Raw genomic sequence first — 21,366 nt, forward strand, 5'->3', positions numbered from 1 at the left:
AGTCCGAGTTTAGAACACGTGTTCGAATGTGCTTTGTGATTCTGTTGCTGGTGTGAAGGCCGTCGCTAGGCTCGGCCTCGTGTCGGAAGACGATCGCGCGTACTGGTCTGCGGTAGTGCAGATCATCCCCGTGCTGTTGCTCGCCCTGGCGCTTGAGTACAAGACGTGGCTCAACCTCGTCCTTGACCTGGTCGCAAGCTCGCGAAGATTCCCAGTCTTCGTCCTGGCCGGGTTCGTCGGGTTCTTTGTTCTGATCGTCAATGCTGCCGCGGCCGAGGTAGTGGGTCTCGCTTACCTTGCCGATCTGCCGTCCCCGTGGCTCGACCTGGAAACCCCCAAGTTTCTAGCTATAGCGGTCATCGTGGGGCTCATGTTCTTGGTGGTTCTCGCGCCAGCCATGTTTGCCCTGCGGGCGGCGATCGCCGCCGCGCGCGAGAATCCGAGCTAGCCGGCGACGTCGACGTGCAAGTGGTCGCAGGAGCTATCGAACTGGGTGAAGTTCGCGGGAGAGACGAGGATGCCTCCCATGTTGAGGTGATGATTCCGGCGTCGGGTTCCTCGCTGTGGGCTCGTTGCATGCGTCTCACTGGTTCCATCCGTCCCACCGAGTCGTTCGCACTAGAAGCGTCAGGCCGCCAAGCACTTGCGGGACCGGATGCCGCCGAAGGCGTGGCCCACGCCGCGCACCAGCCGCTGGGCAGGCTGCGTGGCCTGCGGCATCGAGACGGTAACGGCCCGGCGCGAGTCGGAGGCGTGGGCCGCGATCGAGGACGTGGCCACCGGGGGTGGCGCGGGCGGCACCTCGGGAAGAAGTACACGCGTGGGCATGTCTGCACGGACGACGCCCGCCTGCTCGACCAGTTCGGCTCGATCGGTCCCAGCCAGCTCGAACGCTCGGTCTGCGACGTGGCCGACCCCGACCAGCTCGCACGCCGCAAGCGCCCGCACGAGCCGCACCTGACCGGCGTGGTCGCGTGGGCCGACACCCGCGAGCGGCCCTCGGCTACGCGCTGGGCGCACATGAGCATCCCGGCACTGCAGGCGCTCCTGTTCCACGGGGACTGGTGAGTCCTACAGCCCGAGGAATTCCTTCCCGAGCTCGATCAGTGCGCCAGCCGCGACGTCCGTTGCCAGGCCGCCTGCGAGCACGATCGAGCCCGTGCGCACCTTGTGCAGCAGTTGCTTGAACTTGGGCTTGTCGACACTCTTCTCGTCCTTCAACGCCGCGACGACCTGATCTGCATCGCGCGGAGAAAGTCCCAACGATTCAACGGCACGCTTCAGCGCTGCGGCGTCGCCTTTAATCACCCGTGAGCGCTGATTGATGTGCGACCCGGAAGCAACGTTGGCGCCGTCGCCGTAGATGTTGTTGGTGACGTTGTAGACGACGCTTGCAAGTTGAGGTTCAGTTGAGAGCGTCGGGCCCCCAAATGAGCCTGCGTCCGGGTCGGCGCTTTGCAAGTCGAGCGCGAACTCGAGCGCCTTGCTTCGGATCACGTCGAGAACGCCATGCAGGCTCTGTCGGGAGATGACGTTCCGCGCCGAGTACAACCGGTGGTACTCGAGCCGCAAGATCCCGGACTTCTCGTATTCGTCGACGATGTACGCGGGCCATTCACGAACAGGATCCCGATCACCAAGTCCATTCGCGAGAGCTTGAAGTTCCACAATCGGCTGACGCAGTTCCGCCTCCCACCAAGCCTCGATCGAGGGGAGTGGCACGGTGAGCATCACAGGTCGGAAGGACTGCATCGGACCAGCGAAGATACCTTCCACAGGCGCGGGGATGACGCGATATGCGGGAACGTCTAGACCGCCTCCATACCCGGACAGCTCCTGCTTCGCCCAGAATGTGAGGTCGTTCGCATGAAGACGGTGCGCTGCAATCTGGACCTTCCGGAGAAGATCGGACACAGCGACTGACGAATCGGTGCTGGCGTCGATGATCTCGTCGAGGATGGTCATGGGAAGAACATAGCCCCGCCTGCCCACTCGTCAGTCGAGTGGCCGGAACACGTTCCAATGCACATTGTCGAGAGCGCCACGAACCGTGGAGTCGGCATTGCCCAGGCTGAGCCCCCATGTGTTCATCTCGATCTCGCGCTCGTCTGGCTGCTCGACGTATCGCGCTTCAGCCATGAACCGAGTGGCGCCTGCAGATTCGCCGTAATCATGAATCGTCACCTGGACCTTCAAGTTGTTGAGGTACACGCTGTAGCGGCTGACGGCACACGGGTCGACGGCTGCTTGACGTGCAATGAAGTATGCGATGACTTCTTCGTCCATGCTCGAACCAAATCGATGGAAACCCCTGGTCGGAAATATGTAATTTTGCGCGTTTCGACGAGGCGACGCCCGCCGTCGACGTGCGGCTCGGTCGCGGCATCCGCGTTCACGCCGTGCTTCCGCCCGTGTCGACCACGGGCACGCTGCTGTCCATCCGCATCCCGCGGGCCGCCCGTCTGCGACTCGACGCGCTCGCTCGCACGGGCATGCTCTCCGGCGACCACGAACGGGTCCTCCGCGACGCCGTGCGCTCGCGCAGGAACCTGCTCGTCACGGGCGCCGGAGGAACCGGCAAGACCACGCTCCTCTCAGCGCTGCTCGCCGAGGCTCCTGCCGCCGAGCGCATCGTCGTCATCGAAGACGTGGCCGAGCTGCAGATCGCGCATCCGCACGTGGTCTCGCTCGAGGCCAGGCAGCCGAACATCGAGGGGTCCGGTCGCATCGGGCTCGACGCGCTCCTGCGCGAGGCCCTGCGCATGCGGCCCGACCGGCTCGTGGTCGGCGAGTGCCGAGGGCCCGAGCTGCGCGAACTGCTCTCGGCGCTGAACACCGGCCACGACGGTGGAGCCGGCACCCTGCACGCGAACTCCCTCGACGACGTCGTCGCGCGGCTCGAGGCCCTCGGCTCGTCGGCCGGCCTCTCGCCCGAGGCCGTCGCGCGGCAGGCCTCGAGCGCCTTCGACCTCGTGGTGCACCTCGAACGGGTCGACGGCCGCCGCCGGGTCGCGGGCATCGGCGCGTTCCGGCTCATCGACGGCGCGCTCTCGGTCGGGCCCGTCGAGGCCGCCGCATGATCGGTCGATGCATCGAGTTCGTGCGTTCGCACGTGCCGATGCTCCGGAGGGCTCCGGATGCCGCCGCCGGCGTCGACCACGTCGCCGGCGTCGTCGAACGGCTCGCCGTGCTGCTCTCGGCGGGTGTTCCCGCGTCGGTGGCCTGGCGGCACCTCTCGGAGTCCGGCGAGCCCGACCCGATGCTCGTCGCCGCAGCGGTGGCCGGCGATCGCGGCGAGCCGATCGCGGCAGCGATCGCCGGGGCTGCCGCTGCCGCGGCTCCCGCCGCCACCGCCCGAGCCGGGGCAACAGGTTCGGGCCCCGCCCGGCTCGACGGCGCAGGCTGGGCGGTGCTCGGCGCGGCCTGGCAGGTGGCGAGCGAGGCGGGCGCGCCGCTCACGACGAGCCTCCGCGACCTGGCCGGCGCCATGCGCGACGAGGCGCAGGTGCGGCGCGAGGTACGCACGTCGCTCGCCGGGCCCGCCGCGAGTGCGCGCCTCGTGCTCGCGCTGCCGCTCGTCGCCCTCGGCTTCGGATCCGTGCTGGGCTTCGACACCGCGGGTGTGCTGCTCGGCAACCCGATCGGCATCGGGTGCCTGCTGCTCGGACTCCTCTTCCTCTGGGTCGCGTTCCGCTGGAGCCGGACCCTGGCCGCGCGCGCCGCGGACTTCGACGAGGGAGCCGGACTCGAGCTCGAGCTCCTCGCGATCGGCATGGCTGGCGGCGCATCGGTCGAACGGGCGCGCGCCGTGGTCGCGTCGGCGCTCGAAGCCCACGGACTCGCGGGGAACGGACTCGCGGGGCACGGGCACGGACCCGCAGGGAATGGGTCCGCGGGCGACGGCGAACGCCGGGCCGCGGCCTCCGCTCGCCTCGACGAGACCGTGCGCCTGGCCGAACGCGCCGGTGCTCCGCTGGTCGAGCTGCTCCGCGCCGAGGCGCAGCGCGGACGCCGCATCGCGCGCACCGACGCCGCGACGCGCGGAGCCGCGCTCGGCGTGCGGCTCATGCTGCCGCTCGGCCTGTGCGTGCTGCCCGCCTTCGTGCTGCTCGGCGTCGCGCCCCTCCTCATCTCGGTCGTCACGGGCACCCTCGGCGGTGCCGCGTGATCCCGCCCAGTCGTGCCGCCAACCGCCGGATTCCCGGCCCCACCGGAAGGAACCACCCATGCCCGTCTCCACCACCGACCGTCTCGCCGACGGAGCCTCCGACGCCGGAGCCGGCGCAGCCGTGCCCATCGTCGCCACGGCCGCCGTCCCGGCGCGGCGTCGAACCATCCGCCGAGTGGCCGTCGCCCTCGCGGGCGAGCGCGGCGCCGCGACCGCCGAGTACGCGGTGGCCACGATGGCCGCCGTCGGCTTCGCCGGCCTGCTCGTCGTCATCCTGCGCGGCGACGAGGTGCGCGGCATCCTCACCGACCTCGTGCGGAATGCCCTCACGGTCGGCTGACGCCGAGCGGGGCAGCGTGACGGCCGAGTTCGCCGTCGCGCTGCCCGCGATCATGCTCGTGCTCGCGATCTGCCTCGCGTCGGTGCATCTCGTGACAGTGCAGGTGCGGCTCACGGATGCCGCGGCCGCCGCCGCGCGTGCACTCGGCCGCGGCGAGGGTGCCGATGCCGCGGCGGGCATCGTCGGCCGCATCGCGGGCCCGGCCGACCTGTCGCACACCGACGACGGCATGTTCACCTGCGTGACCCTCACCGCATCGGGCGGCGGCCTGCTCGCGTCGATCCGGCTCACGAGCGAAGCGTGCGCGATGTCGGGCGGGCACTGATGCGGCGATCGGGCGAGCGCGGCGCGGCATCCGTGGTCTCCGTCGGCCTCATCGCGGCGATCGTGCTGCTCACGACGCTCACGCTCGGCGTCGTCGCGGTGTACGTCGACGCCAGGCGGGCGGCGGCCGCGGCCGACGCGGCCGCGCTCGCCGCAACTGATGCGGCCACCGGAGCCGTCTCAGGGCTGCCGTGCGAGGTCGCCGACCAGGTCGCGGCTCGGAACGGCGCCCGTCTCGTCTCGTGCAGCATCGACGACGAGGCCATCAGCCGGGTGGCCGTCGTGGTGCCGGGTCGGCTCCCGGGGCTGGATGCCGAGGCCTCCGCCCGAGCCGGGCCGCCGGGCAGCACGTGACGCCGAAGCGCGCGGCCGTGGCCGGGGTGACGGGAGGCGGAGTGCCGGGGCGACGGCCGGAAGGCACGCCGTCCGGCTCAGCCGAGCTGCTCGGCCAGGGCGAGGATGATGCCGCTGGGGCCGCGCAGGTAGCAGAGCCGATAGACGTCCTCGTAGTCGACGACCTCGTCGAGCACCTCGGCGCCGTGCGTGCGAAGGCGGGCGATCGTGTCGTCGATGTCGTCGACGGCGAACATCAGGCGGTGCAGGCCCAGCGTGTTCGACGGTGGGATCGCGGGCTCAGGGGCGGATGCCGCCGGGCGGTGGTACTGCGTCAACTCGAGTCGGCTACGGCCGTCGGGCGTTCGCATCATCGCGATCTCGCTCCGCACGCCGTCGAGCCCGACCGTGCGATCCGCCCAGACGCCCTCGATCTCGGCGCGATCCTCGAACTCGAGGCCGAGCTCGGTGAAGAAGGCGATCGCGGCGTCGAGATCGGCGACCACGATGGCGACGTTGTCAAGGCGCAGTACGGTCATGGCGCGAGCCTACGCCCGGGCGCCGAGCCCGCGGCCGACAACCGTGGGCGCCGCGGGGACCGCCCCCGAGGACGAGTCGAGAGCGGTCCGTCGATCAGTCGAAGACGGTTTCGAGGAAGCGGTACTCGACCGCCGACGGCCGGTCGTCGTTCTCGGAGGAGAACTCCAGACCGCCCGCGCGGCTGTAGACGTATCGCTTGCCGTGCTCACCGCTCAACTCGAGTCGAGGGCGTGGTTCGCCCGTCTCGAGGAAGGCGGTCGCTACCGTCTTGCCCTCGAGCGGACCGTCGATCAGTTTCGCGGTGTACGAGCTCGTGGTAGAGGTTTCCATGCTTCGATTCTCCTCTCGTGCCGCAGGATCGCAAGGGCTGCCACGCGGCATCCCGAGCCTGATCGTGCGGGGGAGAATTCGGTCCGCTCCCGGTCTGTGTGTGTATGGTGTGGCTTGTCGGACGGCGATCGAAGCCGTTCGGCGGCACACCGCTCGGGGGCGCGGTCCGCGTGCGATCTCCATCACGGAACATATAAGAGGAGTCTGGTGTCAGGCGCGAAGAAACTGGTCATCGTCGAGTCGCCGACCAAGATGAAGTCGATCGCCCAGTACCTGGGCGACGGCTACGAGGTGCTCTCGTCGGTCGGCCACATCCGCGACCTCATCGAGCCGAAGAACCTGCCGCCCGAGCTCAAGAAGGGCGGCCTCGGCAAGTTCTCGGTCGACGTCGACAACGGGTTCGAGCCCTACTACGTAGTCTCCGACTCGAAGAAGAAGACGGTCGCCGAACTCAAGCGCGCCCTGAAGAACGCCGACGAACTCCTGCTCGCAACAGATGAGGACCGCGAGGGCGAGGCCATCGCGTGGCACCTGCTGCAGGAACTCAAGCCCAAGATCCCCGTGCGCCGCATGGTCTTCCACGAGATCACCAAGGACGCGATCCAGAAAGCCAAGGACAACACCCGCGAGCTCGACACCGCGCTCGTCGACGCGCAGGAGACCCGACGCATCCTCGACCGGCTCTACGGCTACGAGGTCTCGCCCGTGCTCTGGCGCAAGGTCGGCCCCGGACTCTCCGCGGGCCGCGTTCAGTCGGCCGCGACCCGCCTCGTCGTCGAGCGAGAGCGCGAGCGACTCGCATTCGTCTCGGCCGAGTACTGGGACCTCCTGGGGCGCTTCGCGCCCGTGACATCCGGCTCGGCGTTCGATGCGAAGCTCGTGCGCCTCGGCGGCGACCGCATCGCCACGGGTCGCGACTTCGACGACCTCGGCAAGCTGAAGTCGAAGGCCGCCGTGCTCGACGAGGCGACCGCACGCGCCCTCGTCGAGGCGCTGCAGGCGCCCGGCGTGCGCCGCGTCGTCTCCAAGGTCGAGCAGAAGCCCTGGACCCGCCGCCCGTCGGCGCCGTTCACGACGTCGACCCTGCAGCAGGAGGCCGGCCGCAAGCTGCGCCTCTCGGCGAAGGACACCATGCGCGTGGCGCAGTCGCTCTACGAGAACGGCTACATCACCTATATGCGAACCGACTCGGTCTCGCTCTCGAAGCAGGCGATCGACGCGGCCCGTGCGCAGGCGACGGCCCTGTACGGCGCCGACTCGGTGCCCGACGCCCCCCGCACCTACGCGGGCAAGTCGAAGAACGCCCAGGAGGCGCACGAGGCGATCCGCCCGTCGGGCGAGGAGTTCCGCACCCCGTCGTCGCTCAAGGGTTCGCTGCGCGGACGCGAGTTCGACCTCTACGACCTGATCTGGAAGCGCACCGTCGCCTCGCAGATGGCCGACGCCAAGGGCCAGACGGCCACCGTGACCATCGAGGTCGGCCCGACGGCGGCCGACGCGGCGGCCCCCGAGTCCGCGACCGCCGCGATCGGCGGCACGATCGCCGAGTTCACCGCGAGCGGCACGGTCATCACCTTCCCCGGCTTCCGCGCCGCCTACGAGGAGAGCCGCGACGAGGAGCGCAACGCCGACGACGCATCGGGCGAGGCGAAGCTGCCGCCGCTCAAGGAGGGCCAGGAGATCACGCTCGAGGAGCTCGAGGCCAAGGGCCACGAGACCTCCCCGCTGCCGCGCTACACCGAGGCGAGCCTCGTGAAGCGGCTCGAAGAGCTCGGCATCGGTCGCCCGTCGACGTTCGCCTCGATCATCTCGACGATCCTCGACCGCGGGTACGTCACCCAGCGGGGCCAGGCCCTCGTGCCCAGCTGGATCGCGTTCTCGGTCGTGCGCCTCCTCGAGGAGCACTTCGGCGACCTCGTGCAGTTCGACTTCACCGCAGAGATGGAGGACGACCTCGACCGCATCGCCTCGGGCGAGGCCGACCGGGTCGACTGGTTGAACGGGTTCTACTTCGGCAACGAGACTCACCGCGGCCTCCGTCAGGTCGTCGACAACCTCGGCGACATCGACGCGCGAGAGATCAACTCGATGCCGATCAGCGAGGGCGTGACCCTGCGCATCGGCCGCTACGGCCCCTACCTCGAGACCGTCGATCCCGAGGCCGGGCCCGACGCCACGCCCCGACGCGTGAACCTGCCGCAGGACCTCGCGCCCGACGAGCTCACGCCCGCCAAGGCGCGCGAACTCATCGACGCCCCCGTGCAGACCGACCGCGTGCTCGGCGTGAACCCCGAGAACGGCAAGCAGGTCGTCGTCAAGGACGGCCGCTTCGGCCCGTACGTGACCGAACTCGAGCCCGAGCCCGAGGCGGATGCCGCGGCATCCGTCGACCCGAAGACCGGCGAGGTCATCGAAGCGCCGAAGCCCAAGCGCGGCGCCAAGAAGCCGGTCGCGGTCAAGCCGCGCACCGCCTCGCTCTTCAAGAGCATGCAGATCGAGGAGATCGACCTCGACACCGCACTGAAGCTGCTCGACCTGCCGCGCATCGTCGGGCTCGACCCCGAGTCGGGCGACGAGATCACCGCGCAGAACGGGCGCTACGGTCCGTACCTCAAGAAGGGTGCCGAGACCCGCACGCTTCCCAGCGAGGACGCGATCTTCGACATCGACCTGCCCGGCGCGCTCGAACTGCTCGCCCAGCCGAAGTACGGCGCCCGCCGCGCTTCGAGCGCGCTCAAGGAGTTCGCCGAAGACCCGGTGAGCGGCAAGCCGATCAAGGTGAAGGACGGCCGCTTCGGCCCGTACGTCACCGACGGCACGACGAACGCGACGATCCCTCGCGCCGAGACGGTCGAGGAGATCACCTTCGAGCGCGCCGTCGAGCTGCTGCAGATCAAGCGCGACAAGGGTCCGGCTGCGCCGCGGGCGAAGAAGGCCCCGGCCGCGAAGAAGCCCGCCGCCAAGAAGCCGGCGGCGAAGACGAGCGCTGCGGCCAAGAAGACGACGACCGCGGCGAAGACCACGGCGGCGAAGAGCGCTGCGACGACGTCGACGACCGCGGCTGCGAGGAAGCCCGCCGTGCGCAAGACCGCGACGAAGCCGAGCGAGGCGTGACCCGCGGCGTCTTCATCACCCTCGAGGGCGGTGACGGCACCGGCAAGACCACGCAGTCCGAGTTGCTCGCGGCCTGGCTCGGCGAACAGGGCCGACAGGTCGTGCGCACGCGCGAGCCCGGCGGCACCGACGTCGGCGTCGAGGTGCGCGAGATCGTGCTGCACCACCGCGGCGACATCGCGCCGCGCGCCGAGGCGCTGCTCTACGCGGCCGACCGTGCGCACCACATCGCCACGCTCGTGCGCCCCGCGCTCGAGCGCGGCGACGTCGTGATCCAGGACCGCTACATCGACTCGTCGGTCGCCTACCAGGGCGCCGGGCGCGTGCTCGACCCCGAGGCCGTGCGCGGGCTGTCCGAGTGGGCGACCGAGGGCCTGCAGCCCGACCTCACGGTGCTGCTCGACCTCGACGCCGCGTCGGCCAGGGCGCGCCTCGACAGCGCGCGCACGCGGTACGACCGGCTCGAGGCCGAGGCATCCGAGTTCCACGACCGCGTGCGCGAGGCGTATCTCGCGCTCGCCGGTCGCGAGCCCGAGCGGTTCCTCGTGCTCGACGCGTCGGCGCCCGTCGACGAGATCCAGGCGCAGATCCGCGCGCGGATCTCCAGCCTCGTCTGATCCCGTGCAGGGGCGTGTTCGAGGGGCTTCGGCCCGTCGGGCGGATGTCGCCCGTGGAAGGTAGCGTGATTCCGTGAGCGTGTGGAGCGAGTTGACCGGCCAGGAGCAGGCGATCGCCGTCTTCCGGGCGGCGGCCGAGGCATCCCGGGCCCGCTCGTCGCAGGGTGCGCAGCCGTCGCAGCAGATGACGCACTCGTGGCTCGTCACCGGGCCGCCGGGCTCGGGGCGGTCGAACCTCGCCTACGCGTTCGCCGTGGCGCTCATCTCGGGCGACCCCGACGGCGACGAGCCGACCCGCATCCAGGTCGAGGCGCGCAGCCACCCCGACCTGCACGTGCTTGCGACCGAGGGCGTCATCATCAAGCGCGACGACGTGCGCGACATCGTGAAGCGCTCGCACTACGCGCCGTCGATCGGCCGGCACCGCGTGATCATCGTCGAAGACGCCGACCGCATGACCGAGCAGACCTCGAACTTCCTGCTGAAGGAGCTCGAAGAGCCGCCAGAGCGCACCGTCTGGATCCTCTGCGCACCCAGCGAGGCCGACCTGATCCCGACGATCCGCTCGCGCGTGCGTTCGGTGCGGCTGCTCATGCCCAGCATCGCGGATGTCGCGGCGCTCCTCGAGCGGCGCGACGGCGTCGATCCGGTGCTCGCCGAGCGCTCCGCGCGCGAGGCGCAGAGCCACATCGGCATGGCGCACCGCCTCGCCACCAGCGAAGACGCCCGTCGTCGCCGTGAAGAGACGCTGCGGCTCGCGCTGCAGGTGCGCTCGGCGGCGACCGCGGTCTCGACGGCCGCGCGATTCCTCGCGATCGCGGGCGACGACGCCAAGGCGATCACCGAGCTGCGCGACGCCGAAGAGCGCGAGCACGCCCTGCACTCGCTCGGCATCGCGCCGGGGCAGGCCGTTCCCGCCGCGCTGCGACCCCAGATCAAGGCCCTCGAAGACGACCAGAAGCGTCGGGCCACGCGCAGCCTGCGCGACGGCATCGACCGCATCCTCGTCGACCTCACCTCGCTCTACCGCGACGTGCTGCTGCTCCAGCTCGGCGCCGAGGTCGAGCTCGTCAACCGCGAGCTCGTCGACGAACTGCGGCGCGCCGCGGCATCCGTCGCCCCGATGCGCACGCTCGCGACGCTCGACGCGATCCAAGAGGCGCGCGAGCGCATCGAGGGCAACGTCGCGCCCGCACTCGCGCTCGAGGCGATGCTCGTCTCAGCCATCCGACGACCCGATTCCGAACGAGGGGCCGCATGATCGCGACACCAGACCCGATGTCGATGCGGCGCCCGCGCCGCCGAGCAGTCCGCGCCGCAGCGCTCGCCGGAGCGCTCGTCGCCCTGCTCGTGATGACCGGGTGCGTCCCGTCGTTCCTGAAGCCGCAGACCTCCGAGTCGACGCCCACCGGTGAAGACGTCGCAGCCGACCTGCAGCCGTTCTACGGGCAGGTGCTGGCTTGGGAGAACTGCGGCGGGGAGTTCGACTGCGCCACCGCGAAGGCCCCGCTCGACTGGGAGGCGCCGGGCGACGGCGAGATCGAGCTCGCGCTCGTGCGCCACCGCGCGACGGGCGATCGCATCGGCTCGCTGCTCGTGAACCCGGGCGGCCCCGGCGGGTCGGGCTACGACTTCGTCAAGGACTCGCTCGACTACGCCGTCGGCGAGCCGTTGCAGCAGAGCTTCGACGTCATCGGCTTCGACCCCCGCGGAGTCGGGCGCTCGTCGGCGGTCGCCTGCTACGACTCCGCTGGCATGGATTCCTTCCTGTTCGACATCGTGCCGGGCGAACGCGGCAGCGACGAGTGGATCGAGAACGTCGGCAAGGTCAAGGCCGACTTCGGCGCCGCATGCGGCGAGAACACCGGAGCCCTGCTCGGCGAGGTCGACACGACGAGTGCAGCCCGTGACCTCGACATGCTCCGTGCCGCCGTCGGCGACGAGCAGCTCAACTACCTCGGCTACTCGTACGGCACGTTCCTCGGCGCCACCTACGCCGGGCTGTTCCCCGACAAGGTCGGCCGGCTCGTGCTCGACGGCGCGATCGACCCCGCGGCGCAAGAAGAAGACGTCTCGCGTGAGCAGGCCGTCGGCTTCGAGTCCGCCCTGCGTGCGTACCTCGCCGACTGCCTCGCGGGCACCGACTGCCCGTTCACGGGCAGCGTCGACGCGGCGATGGATGAGATCAGCCGGCTGCTGGCCTCCGTCGACGCCAGCCCCATGCGCGGCACCGACGGTCGCGAGGTCGGGGCCGACACCCTCGTGACGGCCATCGTCTACCCGCTCTACAGCGCCGACTCGTGGCCCTACCTCAGCCAGATGTTCGATGCCGTCATGCTCGGAGACGCCGACGCGGCCCTGCAGTTCGCCGACGGCTACTACGGCCGCAATGCCGACGGCACGTACCTCGACAACTCGACCGAGTCGTTCCTCGCGATCAACTGCCTCGACTACAGCTACCAGTCCGACGTCGCCGTCATGCGCGCCAAGGCGGCCGAGATCACCGAGGCCGCCCCCGTGATCGGCCCGTACTTCGGCTACGGCGACCTCGGCTGCATCTCGTGGCCGTTCCAGTCCGACGTCGAGCGGGCCCCGATCGCCGCCGAGGGAGCGGCGCCGATCGTCGTCATCGGCACGACGAACGACCCCGCCACGCCCTACGCCTGGGCGGTCTCGCTCGCCGACCAGCTCGACAGCGGCGTGCTCGTGACCTACGAGGGCGAGGGCCACACGGCGTACAACAAGTCCAACGACTGCGTCGCGGGCGCCGTCGAGCAGTACTTCATCGACGGAACCGTGCCGACCGACGGCACCACCTGCTGAGAGTGGTCAACGGAGGCTCAGACATCCGCTAACATTGACTCTCGTGCCGATCGGTGCTGAAAGCATCGGTCACGCACGCCGCCTTAGCTCAGTCGGCAGAGCATCTCACTCGTAATGAGAAGGTCGTGGGTTCGATTCCCACAGGCGGCTCCGACACACGAAGGGCCCGGAGAGATCCGGGCCCTTCGTGTTTCCACCGGCACCCAGCGGCGGACACCCGGTCTCAGGCGGTCACGTCGTCGAGCAGATCGAGGAGCGGGTCCGCGATGCGCTCGATGGCCAGCGAGGCGGCCCTGCCGGTCGGCGGCGTGAAGGACAGCGGCTGGGGCCGATCGGGCCTGTACTCCGTCGAGGACTTCACCGAGCTGAGGCTCACGACCGTGAGCAGCGGGCCGGGGAGGTACCCGTTCTGAACCCGGCTCGCGGCGTGAACCGGTCCCGAAGCGTCGACTAGCCTGAACCGTGGTCCGAACGAGGCTCGGGCCGGCATCACACGAACGGGAGCTGCACATGACGACGTCCGAGGCCATCACGGCGGGCAAGTACGTCGCCCTGACGACGTTCCGCAAGGACGGCACGCCCGTGCCGACCCCCGTGTGGTTCGCGCTCGACGGGAGCCGCGTCGTCGTGCAGACCCCCGCGGGCACCGGCAAGCTGAAGCGCCTGCGCCGCGACACCCGCGTGGTCATCGCGCCCTGCGACATGCGCGGGCGCGTGCCCGCCGGAGCGCCCGAGCAGGCCGGTACGGCCGAGATCGTCACGGATGCCGCCGAGGCCACGCGCCTGCAGGGGCTCCTGCGACGCCGCTACGGCTTCATGTACACGCTCGCGCACGCGATCATCCGGCCCCGCGGCAAGGATGCCGCCCCCGACGTCATGCTGCGCGTCACGCTCGACTGACCCCCCGACCCGCCACGCGAGGGCGCCCCACCGAACAGTTCCCTCAACCGAAGGAGAGCGGATGCCGCGCACCGGCGCCTGGGCCGTGCTCGCCGCGACGATCGCGCTCGAGGTCACGGCGACCCTCAGCCTCGACGCCGCCCAGCGGCATCCGTGGCTCTACGCGGTCGTGATCGTGGGATACGCCGGATCGTTCGTGCTGCTCTCGCAGGTGCTGCGCATGGGCATGCCGCTCGGCGTCGCGTACGGCATCTGGGGAGCGACCGGGGTCGCACTCACGGCCGTGCTCGCGTGGGCGCTCTTCGGCGACCCGCTCACGCCGACGATGCTCGCGGGCATCGGCCTCATCGCGGCCGGCGTGCTGCTCATCGAACTCGGATCGCAGCGGGCTGCGCGGCGCGCGGAGGCCTCCCGCATCGTGACCGGCACGGATGCCGCTGCCGCAGCGGGCGCATCCGACACCACGGACGGGGCGGGCGCATGAGCTGGGTGCTGCTGGCGTTCGCGATCCTCAGCGAGGTCGGGGCGACGCTGTCGCTGCGCATGGCCACGCACGCCGAGAAGCGGCGGTGGGTCTGGATCATCCCGGTCGTCGTGGGCTACCTGGCGTCGTTCGTGCTGCTCGCGGCGACGCTCGCGCAGGGCATGCAGGTGGGCGTGGCCTACGGCGTGTGGACCGCCGTCGGCGTCGTGCTCACCGCGCTCGCCGGCCGGTTCCTGTTCCGCGAGCCGTTCACGTGGGTCATGGGCGCCGGCGTCGCGCTCATCGTCGGCGGCGTGCTGCTCATCGAGCTCGGCACGCCGGGGCACTGACCGCGGCCGCGGTCGGCAGGGCGGTGCAGGGCGAGCGGATGCCGCGGGGCGGACCTCGTGACGTCTGCGCCTACCCGCGGCATCCGTTGTTCGGCCGGAGGCCCGCGTCGCTAGGCTTGGCGCATGACGGAACGACTGCGCTGGGGCATTCTCGCGACGGGTGGCATCGCCCACTCCTTCACCAACGACCTGAAGCTCAACGGCTTCACCGTGCAGGCGGTCGGGTCGCGCTCGCAGGCCGGCGCCGACGCGTTCGCGGCCGAGTTCGACATCCCGACCGCGCACGCCAGCTACGAGGCGCTCGTCAACGACCCCGAGGTCGACGTGATCTACGTCTCGACGCCGCATCCGGTGCACGCCGAGAACGCCAGGCTCGTGCTCGAGGCGGGCAAGCACGTGCTCGTCGAGAAGCCGTTCACGCTGAACGCCGGCGAGGCGCGCGAGATCGCCACGCTCGCCGAGGAGAAGGGCCTGCTCGCGCTCGAGGCGATGTGGACCCGCTACCTGCCGCACATGGTGCGCATCCGCGAGATCATCGCGGCCGGCACGCTCGGCGAGGTGCGCTCGCTCATCGCCGATCACACGCAGAAGCTCTCCGACGACCCCGCGCACCGCATCAACGCGCTCGAGCTCGGCGGCGGAGCGCTGCTCGACCTCGGCATCTACCCCGTCTCGTTCTCGTGGGACCTGTTCGGCGAACCGCGCACGATCCAGAGCACCGCGACCTTCAAGGAGACCGGCGCCGACGCGCAGGTGGCGGCCGTGTTCGGCTACGACGGCGGCCGCATCGCGACGACCGTCTCGGCGAGCGACACCCGCGGGCCCAACACCGCGACCATCCTCGGCACCGAGGCCCGCATCGACATCGATCCGGTCTGGTACACCCCGACGACGTTCCGCGTCGTGACGCCCGACGGCGACGTGCTCGAGTCGTACGAGTCCGAGGTCGTGGGGCGAGGCATGCACTTCCAGGCCGAGGCGGTCGAACGTCTCGTGGCCGCCGGCACGCTCGGCGGCGACCTGCTCACGCTCGACGAGACCGTCGCGATCATGGGCACGCTCGACACCATCCGCGAGCAGATCGGGCTGCGCTACCCGGGCGAGTGAGCGCCGACCGCGGCATCCGGCCGCGCTCACCCGACGGTCCGTTCAGGAGATTTTCGGGCTGTGATCAGGCTTCGGTGTGGTGCGCCCCGTAGGCTGCCCGGATGACCGACGAGACGGATGCCACGGGCGAGCCCGAATCCGTCGGCGAGCCCGAGGCCGGCGAGACCCCCGAATCCGCGCCCGACGGCGCGGCCGAGCAGGTCGCCGAGACCGGCTCGACCGGTGGCGTCGAGCCTGCTGCGGAGACCGGCTCTGCCGCCGAGGTCGAGCAGGTCGCCGAGCCCGAGGTCGCCCAGACCGAGCTCCTCGAGACGACGGATGTCGCGGGCGACGCTGCGTCGGCATCCGGCCCGGTGCCCGGCGACTCCGTCGAGACCGAACTGCTCGTGGCCGCGGACGGCGCGGCCGGCGACGTGCCCGCGGGTGACGGCGACGCGCCGAACGACGCCGACGCACCGGCATCCGTCACTGCGGCCTCCGCGGCGTCCACCGGCCGCGGCGCCTCCCTTCGAGCCTTCGCCCAGAAGCACAAGACCGCCCTGTCGGTGACCGCGGGCGTCGTGGCGTTCGCCCTGCTCGGGGCCGGCGCCGTCTTCGCGGGCGCGGCGATGAACGCACCGCGCGCCGAGCCGGTCGCGTTCGTGACCGAGACGCCGACCCCGACGCCGACCGTCGACCCGGGGCGTCCGAAGCCCGAGACCGTCGCCGCGCCGAGCGCGATCGACACGAAGATCCGCACGTGCTCGGTCGCCGACCGTGCCGCCGACCCGCGGCTCGCGAACCTGCAGGCGCAGGTGCGCAACGCGTCCACCGGCGAGGTGCTCTACGACCGCGGCGGAGACACGCCGTCGCGCACCGCCAGCGTCATGAAGGTGTTGACGTCGGCCGCGGCGCTCGACGTGCTCGGGCCCGACTACCGGGCGACGACGACGGTCGTGAAGGGATCCGAGCCGGGTTCCGCCGTGCTCGTGGGCGGCGGCGACGTGACGCTCTCGCGCACGCCGAGCGGCACCGAGACGGTGTATCCGGGCGCGGCGCATCTCGACGACCTGGCCGCGCAGGTGCAGGCCGCCTGGAACGCCGATCCGTCGAACCCGCCGCTCACGAAGCTGATCCTCGATGCGGGCTACTTCGGCGGCGACGAGTACCAGGCCAGCTGGGACACGGTCGAGCGCGACGACGGCTACATGTCGAACATCACGGCCCTCCAGGTCGACGGCGACCGCGACGACCCGGGCGCGAACACCTCGTGGCGCAGCACCGATCCGGTCGGGCGTGCTGGCCAGGCGTTCGCCGACCAGCTCGGCGGCATCGCGGTGATCGAGCGCGGCACGGCACCGGCCGGTGCGCAGCAACTGGGCGCCGTGAGCTCGCCGACCGTCGCGCAGCTCGTCGACAAGGCGCTCGTCGTCTCCGACAACACGGTCGCCGAGATGCTCGCGCGACTCGTCGCGATCCAGACCGGCTCGGGCAACACGTTCGACGCGATCAACGCGGGCGTGCTGCAGGGGCTGCAGGCCTACGGCATCGACACCACCGGCATCACGATCGTCGACGGCTCGGGCCTCAGCGACGACAACGCGGTGCCGCCGTCGTACCTGACCCAGCTGTTCATCAAGATCAACGCGCGCGAGGGCAACCTCGGCGTGCTCATGGACGGGCTCCCGGTGTCGGGCCAGCGCGGCTCGCTCTCCTACAGCGACCGCTTCGCCGGCGACAACGCCGTGGCCGCCGGCGCGGTGTCGGCCAAGACCGGCTGGATCAACAGCGGCTACACGCTCTCGGGCGTGATCCGCGCCCAAGACGGCTCGACGCTGACGTTCGCGATCTACGCGCTCGGCGACGTGACCGACGAGGCCAAGCAGGCCATCGACACGCTCACCACGGGCTTCTTCCTCTGCGGCGACGACCTCTCGAACAGCTGACGCCCGCCCGCGGCATCCGAACCGCGCAGTTCGACGAGGGCGAGCGGATGCCGCCGCCTGCGGCGAGAATGGATGCAGGCGAACACCGACGCAGGAGGCAGCCATGACCCGGGCCCTGTTCATCATCGACGTGCAGAACGACTTCACCGAGGGCGGTGCGCTCGGCGTCGACGGGGGAGCCGCGGTCGCCGCGGGCATCACCCGCCACCTCGAGGCGCACCGCGACGACTACGCGCTCGTCGTGGCATCCCGCGACTGGCACTCGGGCGAGAACGACAACGGCGGGCACTTCGCGACCGACGCCGAACCCGACTTCGTCGACACCTGGCCGTCGCACTGCGTCGCCGGCACGCCCGGCGCCGAGTACCACCCCGCACTCGCGGTCGACGTGATCGACGTGCACATCCGCAAGGGCCAGGGCGTGCCCGCCTACTCGATCTTCGAGGGCACGGATGACGCGGGCGCGAGCATCGGCGAGGTGCTCACCGCGCACGGGGTCACCGAGATCGACGTGGTCGGCATCGCGACCGACTACTGCGTGCGCGCGAGCGCCCTCGACGCCCTCGAGCACGGGCAGCACGTGCGCGTGCTCACCTCGCTCGTCGCGGGCGTCGCCCCCGAGTCGTCGGCCGCCGCACTCGCCGAGCTCGGGCACGCGGGCGCCGAGCTCGTGGCGGGCGACGCCGACCGGGCCTGAGGTCAGGCGGCGATCGTGCGGGCGCGGAACGCGCTCGGCGGCTCGCCGAACTCGGCTCGGAACGCGCGGCTGAAGTGCGCGGCATCCGCGAAGCCCCATCGGGTGGCGACCTGCCCGATCGGCCGGTGCGCGATCAGCGGGTCGCCGAGCTCGCGCCGGCACCGGTCGAGGCGGCGGGCGCGGATGAACGTCGAGACGGTGAGCCCCTCCTCGTGGAAGAGCGCGTGCAGGTGCCTGGTCGAGATGAACGCGGCCGCCGCGATGCTGCCGGGCGTGAGGTCGGGGTCGCCGAGATGCTCGTCGATGTAGGCCTGCACGCGCCGGAGCATCGCGCGGTGCGGCCGGTCGGCGTCGCGGGCGACGTCGAGTTCGCGTGCGTAGAGCGTGGTGACGAGATCGACGGCGTTGCGGGCGAGCCGGCCGCCGATCGGGCCGTCGAGCTGCTGGAGGTCGCCCGCGAGCTCGCCGAGGAAGCGGGCGACGACGCGTGCGAGGCCGCCGGTGCCGTCGATGGTGGCCGCGGTCATGCCGCGTACCGCGTCGGTCGGCAGTTCGAGCACCCGGTGGGGCACCATGAGCACGAGCGTGCTGAAGCCCTCCTCGAACACGAGTGTGTACGGCGAGTCGGTGTCGTAGACCGTGAGGTCGCCCGGGCGGAGCACCGCCTCGCGGTTGTCCTGGATGAGGAGGCCGGTGCCGGCCAGCTGCAGGCCCACCTTGAAGCACCGGTGGCTCGATCGGGCGACGAGTTCGGGCGTACGGTGGATCTCGTGGCCGTCGGCGGTGACGACCGAGACGTGCACGTCGTCGTTGGTCGAGGCGCGGATGTCGCCCCGGAAGGAGTCCTGACGGTCGGAACGCACCTGCAGCGGCACGAACGACTGCGAGACGAGTGCGCTGAACTCGCCGAATCCGAGCGGCAGCGCCGCCGTGTCGAGCGGGGCGGAGCGCATGGGTTCGCCGGGCACGGGCATGCACCTCATCTCTGGGGGAACGGACGTCGACGTCCGAGTGGGGAGACTCTACGCCTGTCGAGACAAAACCGACAGTGCGAGCCTGCGTTCGGGGTCAACCGCCCTTCGCTGTGCGACAAGGCGAGCCGCCGCGCGCGCGGAATCATGAGCCGGAACCGGGCGACGCCGCCATGGCTCGCTCTCGCTCCCGTCGGATAAGGAACCCCCAGCCATGACCTCCACGACGACCTCCCCGCCGAAGCAGAGCGGCGGCCTCGGCCACCGCCGCCTGGGCGTGCCATCCGTCACCCTCATGATCATCGCGGCGTCCGCCCCGCTCACGGTCGTCGCCGGCGGCGTCACGACCACGTTCGCGGTCACGGGCGTGATCGGCGTGCCGATCGGCTTCATCGTGCTCGCCGCGGCGCTCGCCGTGTTCGCCGTCGGCTACGCCGCGATGAGCCGGTACGTGACCAACGCGGGCGCCTTCTACGCCTACATCGCCCAGGGCATCGGCCGGCCGTTCGGCGTCGGCGCCTCGCTCGTGGCGCTCGTCGCGTACAACGCCATGCAGGTCGGCATCTACGGGCTCTTCGGGTTCCAGATGTCGATGTTCCTCGAGGCGAAGCTCGGCATCGCGACCCCGTGGTGGCTCTGGATCCTCGTCTGCATCGGCGTGGTGGCCGTGCTCGGCGTGAACCGCGTCGACCTGTCGGCCAAGGTGCTGGGCATCCTCGTGGCGCTCGAGTTCGTGGCCGTCATCGTCTTCGACATCGTCTCGTTCCAGGTGGCGCCCGAAGGCGTGAGCACGGCGGGCCTCCAGCTCTCGAACCTCTTCGTGCCGGGGGTCGGCGCCGTGCTCTCGTTCGGCATCGCCGCCTTCATGGGCTTCGAGTCTGCCGCGATCTACGGCGAGGAGTCGAAGGACCCCAAGCGCACCGTCGCCCGAGCCACGTATGCGGCCGTGGCGATCATCGGCGTCTTCTACGCGTTCAGCGCCTGGGCCTTCACCGTGGGCATCGGCCCGTCGCAGATCGCCGAGGCCTCGGCGACGTACGGCCCAGATCTCATGTTCGTCTTCATGGGCGAGCACGCGCCGGTCATCATCAGCGACCTCATGCAGGTGCTGTTCCTCACGAGCCTGTTCGCGGCGCTCCAGTCGTTCCACAACGCGGTCGCACGCTACCTGTACTCGCTCGGACGCGAGGGCGTGCTGCACCGCGGACTCGGCTCCGTCCGCGCGGTCTCGCGTGCGCCGTGGGCCGGCTCGCTCGCGCAGACGATCATCGCGCTCGTCGTCACCCTCGGCTTCGTCTTCGCGGGCGAGGTCATGGGGCTGAAGAACGACTTCGCGCCGACGGAGTTCCTCTACCCGGTGCTCACGATGTTCACCTGGCTCACCAACACGGGCGCCATGGGGCTCGTGCTGCTCATGTGCATCATCGCCGTGTCGGTCATCGGGTTCTTCCGGCGCGATCGGCGCGGACTCGGCCTGTGGTCGACGCTCATCGCGCCGCTCATCTCGGCCGTCGTGCTCTTCACGGTGTTCGTGCTCATCGTCGCGAACTTCAACGTGCTGCTCGGTCAGGCCGAGACGACGCCGGTGACCTTCGTGCTGCCTGCGCTGCTCATCGTTCCCGGCGTGGTGGGCGTGATCTGGGGCTTCGCCATTCGCCGGAGGAACCCCGAGCTGTACGCCCGCATCGGGCACGGCATCGAGGAGGCCGAGGTCGAGCTGATCGACGGCGAGGGGCACCGCGGACTGTAGCCGTGTCGGTCGGGGTGCCTCGGGCGGGGCGGGCGGCTCGGACTGCCCGTCGCCGCCCGCGGCTACGAGCCGAGGGCGGCGACGGCGGCCGGGGCGGCCATGGCGGCGAGCATGACGGTCATGCCCGCCGCCATCGCCCCGTGCCGCAGCGCCGCCCGCCCCGACCGCACAGCCCTGGCCGCCACGCATGCGCCGAGCACGATCACGGCGATCAGGGCGGGCCACTGGAGCGGCAGCACGGGGCCGGCATGGTGCACGGCGGCCGCACCCGACGCCGTCGCGGCCGCCCCGACGCCGGCGAGCAGCCATCCGGTGGCGATCAGGGCGAGGGCGTGGTGCAGGTCGGCGAGCGGTCGGCCGCATCGCGCGGTCGGGTCGGGGCGACGGATGCCGCGGCGAGCCCGGATGCCGATGGCGAGGCCCGCGGCGACGAGCAGCCCCGACCAGGCGAGCCCTGGCAGCAGGCGGGTGAAGACCGTGTCGACCATCGCGGCGGCCATGACGAGGGCGGCCGTGGCGTCGAGGGCCCGCACGCGGCCGGGCACGAGGGCAGCGGCCGTTCCGGCCAGTGCCCCGAGGAGCATGACGCCGTGCGCGATCTCGACCATTCGTCT

The 21,366-nt window shown here is 70.9% G+C and carries 25 protein-coding genes and 1 tRNA gene; 20 read left to right on the forward strand and 6 right to left on the reverse strand.

Going from position 1 to position 21,366, the window contains the following annotated elements; genetic code table 11:
- The first annotated feature begins 79 nt into the window (after positions 1-79).
- Both GQR16_RS08625 and GQR16_RS08630 read left to right on the forward strand, forming a co-directional pair.
- Positions 80-448, forward strand: a complete 369-nt coding sequence (locus tag GQR16_RS08625) for a hypothetical protein (protein WP_157414742.1) — start codon at positions 80-82, stop codon at positions 446-448.
- 305 nt (positions 449-753) lie between these two features.
- Positions 754-1,068 carry a hypothetical protein gene (locus tag GQR16_RS08630; protein WP_157414743.1) on the forward strand — a complete coding sequence of 105 codons (315 nt, stop codon included), beginning with the start codon at positions 754-756 and terminating at the stop codon, positions 1,066-1,068.
- Positions 1,069-1,071: 3 nt separating this feature from the next.
- Here GQR16_RS08630 and GQR16_RS08635 read toward each other — a convergent pair whose 3' ends face one another.
- Positions 1,072-1,965, reverse strand: a complete 894-nt coding sequence (locus tag GQR16_RS08635; protein WP_157414744.1) for an AbiTii domain-containing protein — start codon at positions 1,963-1,965, stop codon at positions 1,072-1,074.
- Between the two features lie 30 nt (positions 1,966-1,995).
- Positions 1,996-2,286: a hypothetical protein gene (locus GQR16_RS08640; protein ID WP_157414745.1), complete on the reverse strand. Its 291-nt coding sequence runs from the start codon at positions 2,284-2,286 to the stop codon at positions 1,996-1,998.
- A gap of 35 nt (positions 2,287-2,321) precedes the next feature.
- Between GQR16_RS08640 and GQR16_RS08645 the strand changes: the two genes are divergently transcribed.
- From GQR16_RS08645 to GQR16_RS08665, 5 genes are all read left to right on the forward strand, one after another.
- The gene (locus tag GQR16_RS08645) at positions 2,322-3,080 is read left to right on the forward strand and encodes a TadA family conjugal transfer-associated ATPase (protein WP_343032904.1); all 759 of its coding nucleotides are present in this window, start codon (positions 2,322-2,324) and stop codon (positions 3,078-3,080) included.
- Positions 3,077-4,168, forward strand: coding sequence for a type II secretion system F family protein (locus GQR16_RS08650; RefSeq protein ID WP_246200659.1), 1,092 nt, complete (start codon positions 3,077-3,079; stop codon positions 4,166-4,168). Before GQR16_RS08645 ends, GQR16_RS08650 begins: the two co-directional genes overlap by 4 nt.
- A 166-nt stretch (positions 4,169-4,334) precedes the next feature.
- Entirely contained in the window at positions 4,335-4,508 is a 174-nt protein-coding gene (locus GQR16_RS19900; protein ID WP_246200688.1) for a DUF4244 domain-containing protein, read from the forward strand.
- A 16-nt stretch (positions 4,509-4,524) separates the two neighbouring features.
- Positions 4,525-4,833, forward strand: a complete 309-nt coding sequence (locus tag GQR16_RS08660; protein ID WP_157414748.1) for a TadE family type IV pilus minor pilin — start codon at positions 4,525-4,527, stop codon at positions 4,831-4,833.
- Positions 4,833-5,186 (forward strand): Rv3654c family TadE-like protein, encoded by a 354-nt coding sequence (locus GQR16_RS08665; protein WP_157414950.1) that lies wholly within the window; start codon positions 4,833-4,835, stop codon positions 5,184-5,186. The genes GQR16_RS08660 and GQR16_RS08665 overlap by 1 nt, the downstream gene beginning before the upstream one ends.
- 77 nt (positions 5,187-5,263) lie before the next feature.
- On the opposite strand, the gene GQR16_RS08670 is transcribed toward GQR16_RS08665, so the two are convergent.
- Positions 5,264-5,704 (reverse strand): VOC family protein, encoded by a 441-nt coding sequence (locus GQR16_RS08670; RefSeq protein WP_157414749.1) that lies wholly within the window; start codon positions 5,702-5,704, stop codon positions 5,264-5,266.
- 94 nt (positions 5,705-5,798) lie between these two features.
- Positions 5,799-6,035: a hypothetical protein gene (locus GQR16_RS08675; RefSeq protein ID WP_157414750.1), complete on the reverse strand. Its 237-nt coding sequence runs from the start codon at positions 6,033-6,035 to the stop codon at positions 5,799-5,801.
- Between the two features lie 207 nt (positions 6,036-6,242).
- Here GQR16_RS08675 and topA point away from each other — a divergent pair, with 207 nt between their 5' ends.
- The 12 genes from topA to GQR16_RS08735 all read left to right on the forward strand — a co-directional run bounded on the left by topA (position 6,243) and on the right by GQR16_RS08735 (position 18,031).
- Complete coding sequence (gene topA / locus GQR16_RS08680; protein ID WP_157414751.1) at positions 6,243-9,149, forward strand: type I DNA topoisomerase; 2,907 nt, start codon at positions 6,243-6,245, stop codon at positions 9,147-9,149.
- Positions 9,146-9,766, forward strand: a complete 621-nt coding sequence (gene tmk / locus GQR16_RS08685; protein WP_157414752.1) for a dTMP kinase — start codon at positions 9,146-9,148, stop codon at positions 9,764-9,766. The genes topA and tmk overlap by 4 nt, the downstream gene beginning before the upstream one ends.
- Positions 9,767-9,839: 73 nt before the next feature.
- Positions 9,840-11,027, forward strand: a complete 1,188-nt coding sequence (locus GQR16_RS08690; RefSeq protein WP_157414753.1) for a DNA polymerase III subunit delta' — start codon at positions 9,840-9,842, stop codon at positions 11,025-11,027.
- On the forward strand, positions 11,024-12,589 hold the full coding sequence (locus tag GQR16_RS08695) for an alpha/beta hydrolase (RefSeq protein ID WP_157414754.1): 1,566 nt from the start codon (positions 11,024-11,026) through the stop codon (positions 12,587-12,589). The genes GQR16_RS08690 and GQR16_RS08695 overlap by 4 nt, the downstream gene beginning before the upstream one ends.
- A 77-nt stretch (positions 12,590-12,666) precedes the next feature.
- Positions 12,667-12,739: transfer RNA gene (locus GQR16_RS08700), tRNA-Thr, on the forward strand.
- A gap of 116 nt (positions 12,740-12,855) precedes the next feature.
- Complete coding sequence (locus tag GQR16_RS08705) at positions 12,856-13,002, forward strand: hypothetical protein (protein ID WP_157414755.1); 147 nt, start codon at positions 12,856-12,858, stop codon at positions 13,000-13,002.
- Positions 13,003-13,099: 97 nt separating this feature from the next.
- Entirely contained in the window at positions 13,100-13,489 is a 390-nt protein-coding gene (locus GQR16_RS08710) for a PPOX class F420-dependent oxidoreductase (RefSeq protein ID WP_157414756.1), read from the forward strand.
- A 61-nt stretch (positions 13,490-13,550) separates the two neighbouring features.
- Positions 13,551-13,973: a DMT family transporter gene (locus GQR16_RS08715; RefSeq protein ID WP_157414757.1), complete on the forward strand. Its 423-nt coding sequence runs from the start codon at positions 13,551-13,553 to the stop codon at positions 13,971-13,973.
- Positions 13,970-14,302 carry a DMT family transporter gene (locus GQR16_RS08720; protein WP_157414758.1) on the forward strand — a complete coding sequence of 111 codons (333 nt, stop codon included), beginning with the start codon at positions 13,970-13,972 and terminating at the stop codon, positions 14,300-14,302. Before GQR16_RS08715 ends, GQR16_RS08720 begins: the two co-directional genes overlap by 4 nt.
- Positions 14,303-14,425: 123 nt before the next feature.
- Entirely contained in the window at positions 14,426-15,409 is a 984-nt protein-coding gene (locus GQR16_RS08725; protein ID WP_157414759.1) for a Gfo/Idh/MocA family protein, read from the forward strand.
- Between the two features lie 101 nt (positions 15,410-15,510).
- Positions 15,511-17,334, forward strand: a complete 1,824-nt coding sequence (locus GQR16_RS08730) for a D-alanyl-D-alanine carboxypeptidase/D-alanyl-D-alanine-endopeptidase (protein ID WP_246200660.1) — start codon at positions 15,511-15,513, stop codon at positions 17,332-17,334.
- Positions 17,335-17,437: 103 nt separating this feature from the next.
- Positions 17,438-18,031, forward strand: coding sequence for an isochorismatase family protein (locus tag GQR16_RS08735; protein ID WP_157414760.1), 594 nt, complete (start codon positions 17,438-17,440; stop codon positions 18,029-18,031).
- 2 nt (positions 18,032-18,033) lie between these two features.
- Here the strand turns inward: GQR16_RS08735 and GQR16_RS08740 are convergent, their stop codons facing one another.
- On the reverse strand, positions 18,034-19,005 hold the full coding sequence (locus GQR16_RS08740) for an AraC-like ligand-binding domain-containing protein (RefSeq protein ID WP_425482618.1): 972 nt from the start codon (positions 19,003-19,005) through the stop codon (positions 18,034-18,036).
- Positions 19,006-19,216: 211 nt separating this feature from the next.
- Here GQR16_RS08740 and GQR16_RS08745 point away from each other — a divergent pair, with 211 nt between their 5' ends.
- Positions 19,217-20,752, forward strand: a complete 1,536-nt coding sequence (locus GQR16_RS08745) for an APC family permease (RefSeq protein WP_157414761.1) — start codon at positions 19,217-19,219, stop codon at positions 20,750-20,752.
- Positions 20,753-20,814: 62 nt separating this feature from the next.
- On the opposite strand, the gene GQR16_RS08750 is transcribed toward GQR16_RS08745, so the two are convergent.
- Positions 20,815-21,360: a hypothetical protein gene (locus GQR16_RS08750; RefSeq protein ID WP_157414762.1), complete on the reverse strand. Its 546-nt coding sequence runs from the start codon at positions 21,358-21,360 to the stop codon at positions 20,815-20,817.
- Between the last annotated feature and the right edge of the window lie 6 nt (positions 21,361-21,366).

This window comes from Agromyces allii (genome assembly GCF_009749385.1).
Classification (GTDB): Bacteria; Actinomycetota; Actinomycetes; order Actinomycetales; family Microbacteriaceae; genus Agromyces; species Agromyces allii.

Coding starts and splice junctions, on each gene's coding strand:
- GQR16_RS08750 (WP_157414762.1), bottom strand. CDS start 21,360: ATGGTCGAGATCGCGCACGGCGTCATGCTCCTCGGGGCACTGGCCGGA.
- GQR16_RS08675 (WP_157414750.1), bottom strand. CDS start 6,035: ATGGAAACCTCTACCACGAGCTCGTACACCGCGAAACTGATCGACGGT.
- GQR16_RS08640 (WP_157414745.1), bottom strand. CDS start 2,286: ATGGACGAAGAAGTCATCGCATACTTCATTGCACGTCAAGCAGCCGTC.
- GQR16_RS08650 (WP_246200659.1), top strand. CDS start 3,077: ATGATCGGTCGATGCATCGAGTTCGTGCGTTCGCACGTGCCGATGCTC.
- GQR16_RS08715 (WP_157414757.1), top strand. CDS start 13,551: ATGCCGCGCACCGGCGCCTGGGCCGTGCTCGCCGCGACGATCGCGCTC.
- GQR16_RS08705 (WP_157414755.1), top strand. CDS start 12,856: ATGCGCTCGATGGCCAGCGAGGCGGCCCTGCCGGTCGGCGGCGTGAAG.
- GQR16_RS08735 (WP_157414760.1), top strand. CDS start 17,438: ATGACCCGGGCCCTGTTCATCATCGACGTGCAGAACGACTTCACCGAG.
- GQR16_RS08665 (WP_157414950.1), top strand. CDS start 4,833: ATGCGGCGATCGGGCGAGCGCGGCGCGGCATCCGTGGTCTCCGTCGGC.
- GQR16_RS08745 (WP_157414761.1), top strand. CDS start 19,217: ATGACCTCCACGACGACCTCCCCGCCGAAGCAGAGCGGCGGCCTCGGC.
- GQR16_RS08730 (WP_246200660.1), top strand. CDS start 15,511: ATGACCGACGAGACGGATGCCACGGGCGAGCCCGAATCCGTCGGCGAG.
- GQR16_RS08695 (WP_157414754.1), top strand. CDS start 11,024: ATGATCGCGACACCAGACCCGATGTCGATGCGGCGCCCGCGCCGCCGA.
- GQR16_RS08710 (WP_157414756.1), top strand. CDS start 13,100: ATGACGACGTCCGAGGCCATCACGGCGGGCAAGTACGTCGCCCTGACG.
- GQR16_RS08725 (WP_157414759.1), top strand. CDS start 14,426: ATGACGGAACGACTGCGCTGGGGCATTCTCGCGACGGGTGGCATCGCC.
- GQR16_RS08720 (WP_157414758.1), top strand. CDS start 13,970: ATGAGCTGGGTGCTGCTGGCGTTCGCGATCCTCAGCGAGGTCGGGGCG.
- GQR16_RS08670 (WP_157414749.1), bottom strand. CDS start 5,704: ATGACCGTACTGCGCCTTGACAACGTCGCCATCGTGGTCGCCGATCTC.
- GQR16_RS08635 (WP_157414744.1), bottom strand. CDS start 1,965: ATGACCATCCTCGACGAGATCATCGACGCCAGCACCGATTCGTCAGTC.
- GQR16_RS08740 (WP_425482618.1), bottom strand. CDS start 19,005: ATGCCCGTGCCCGGCGAACCCATGCGCTCCGCCCCGCTCGACACGGCG.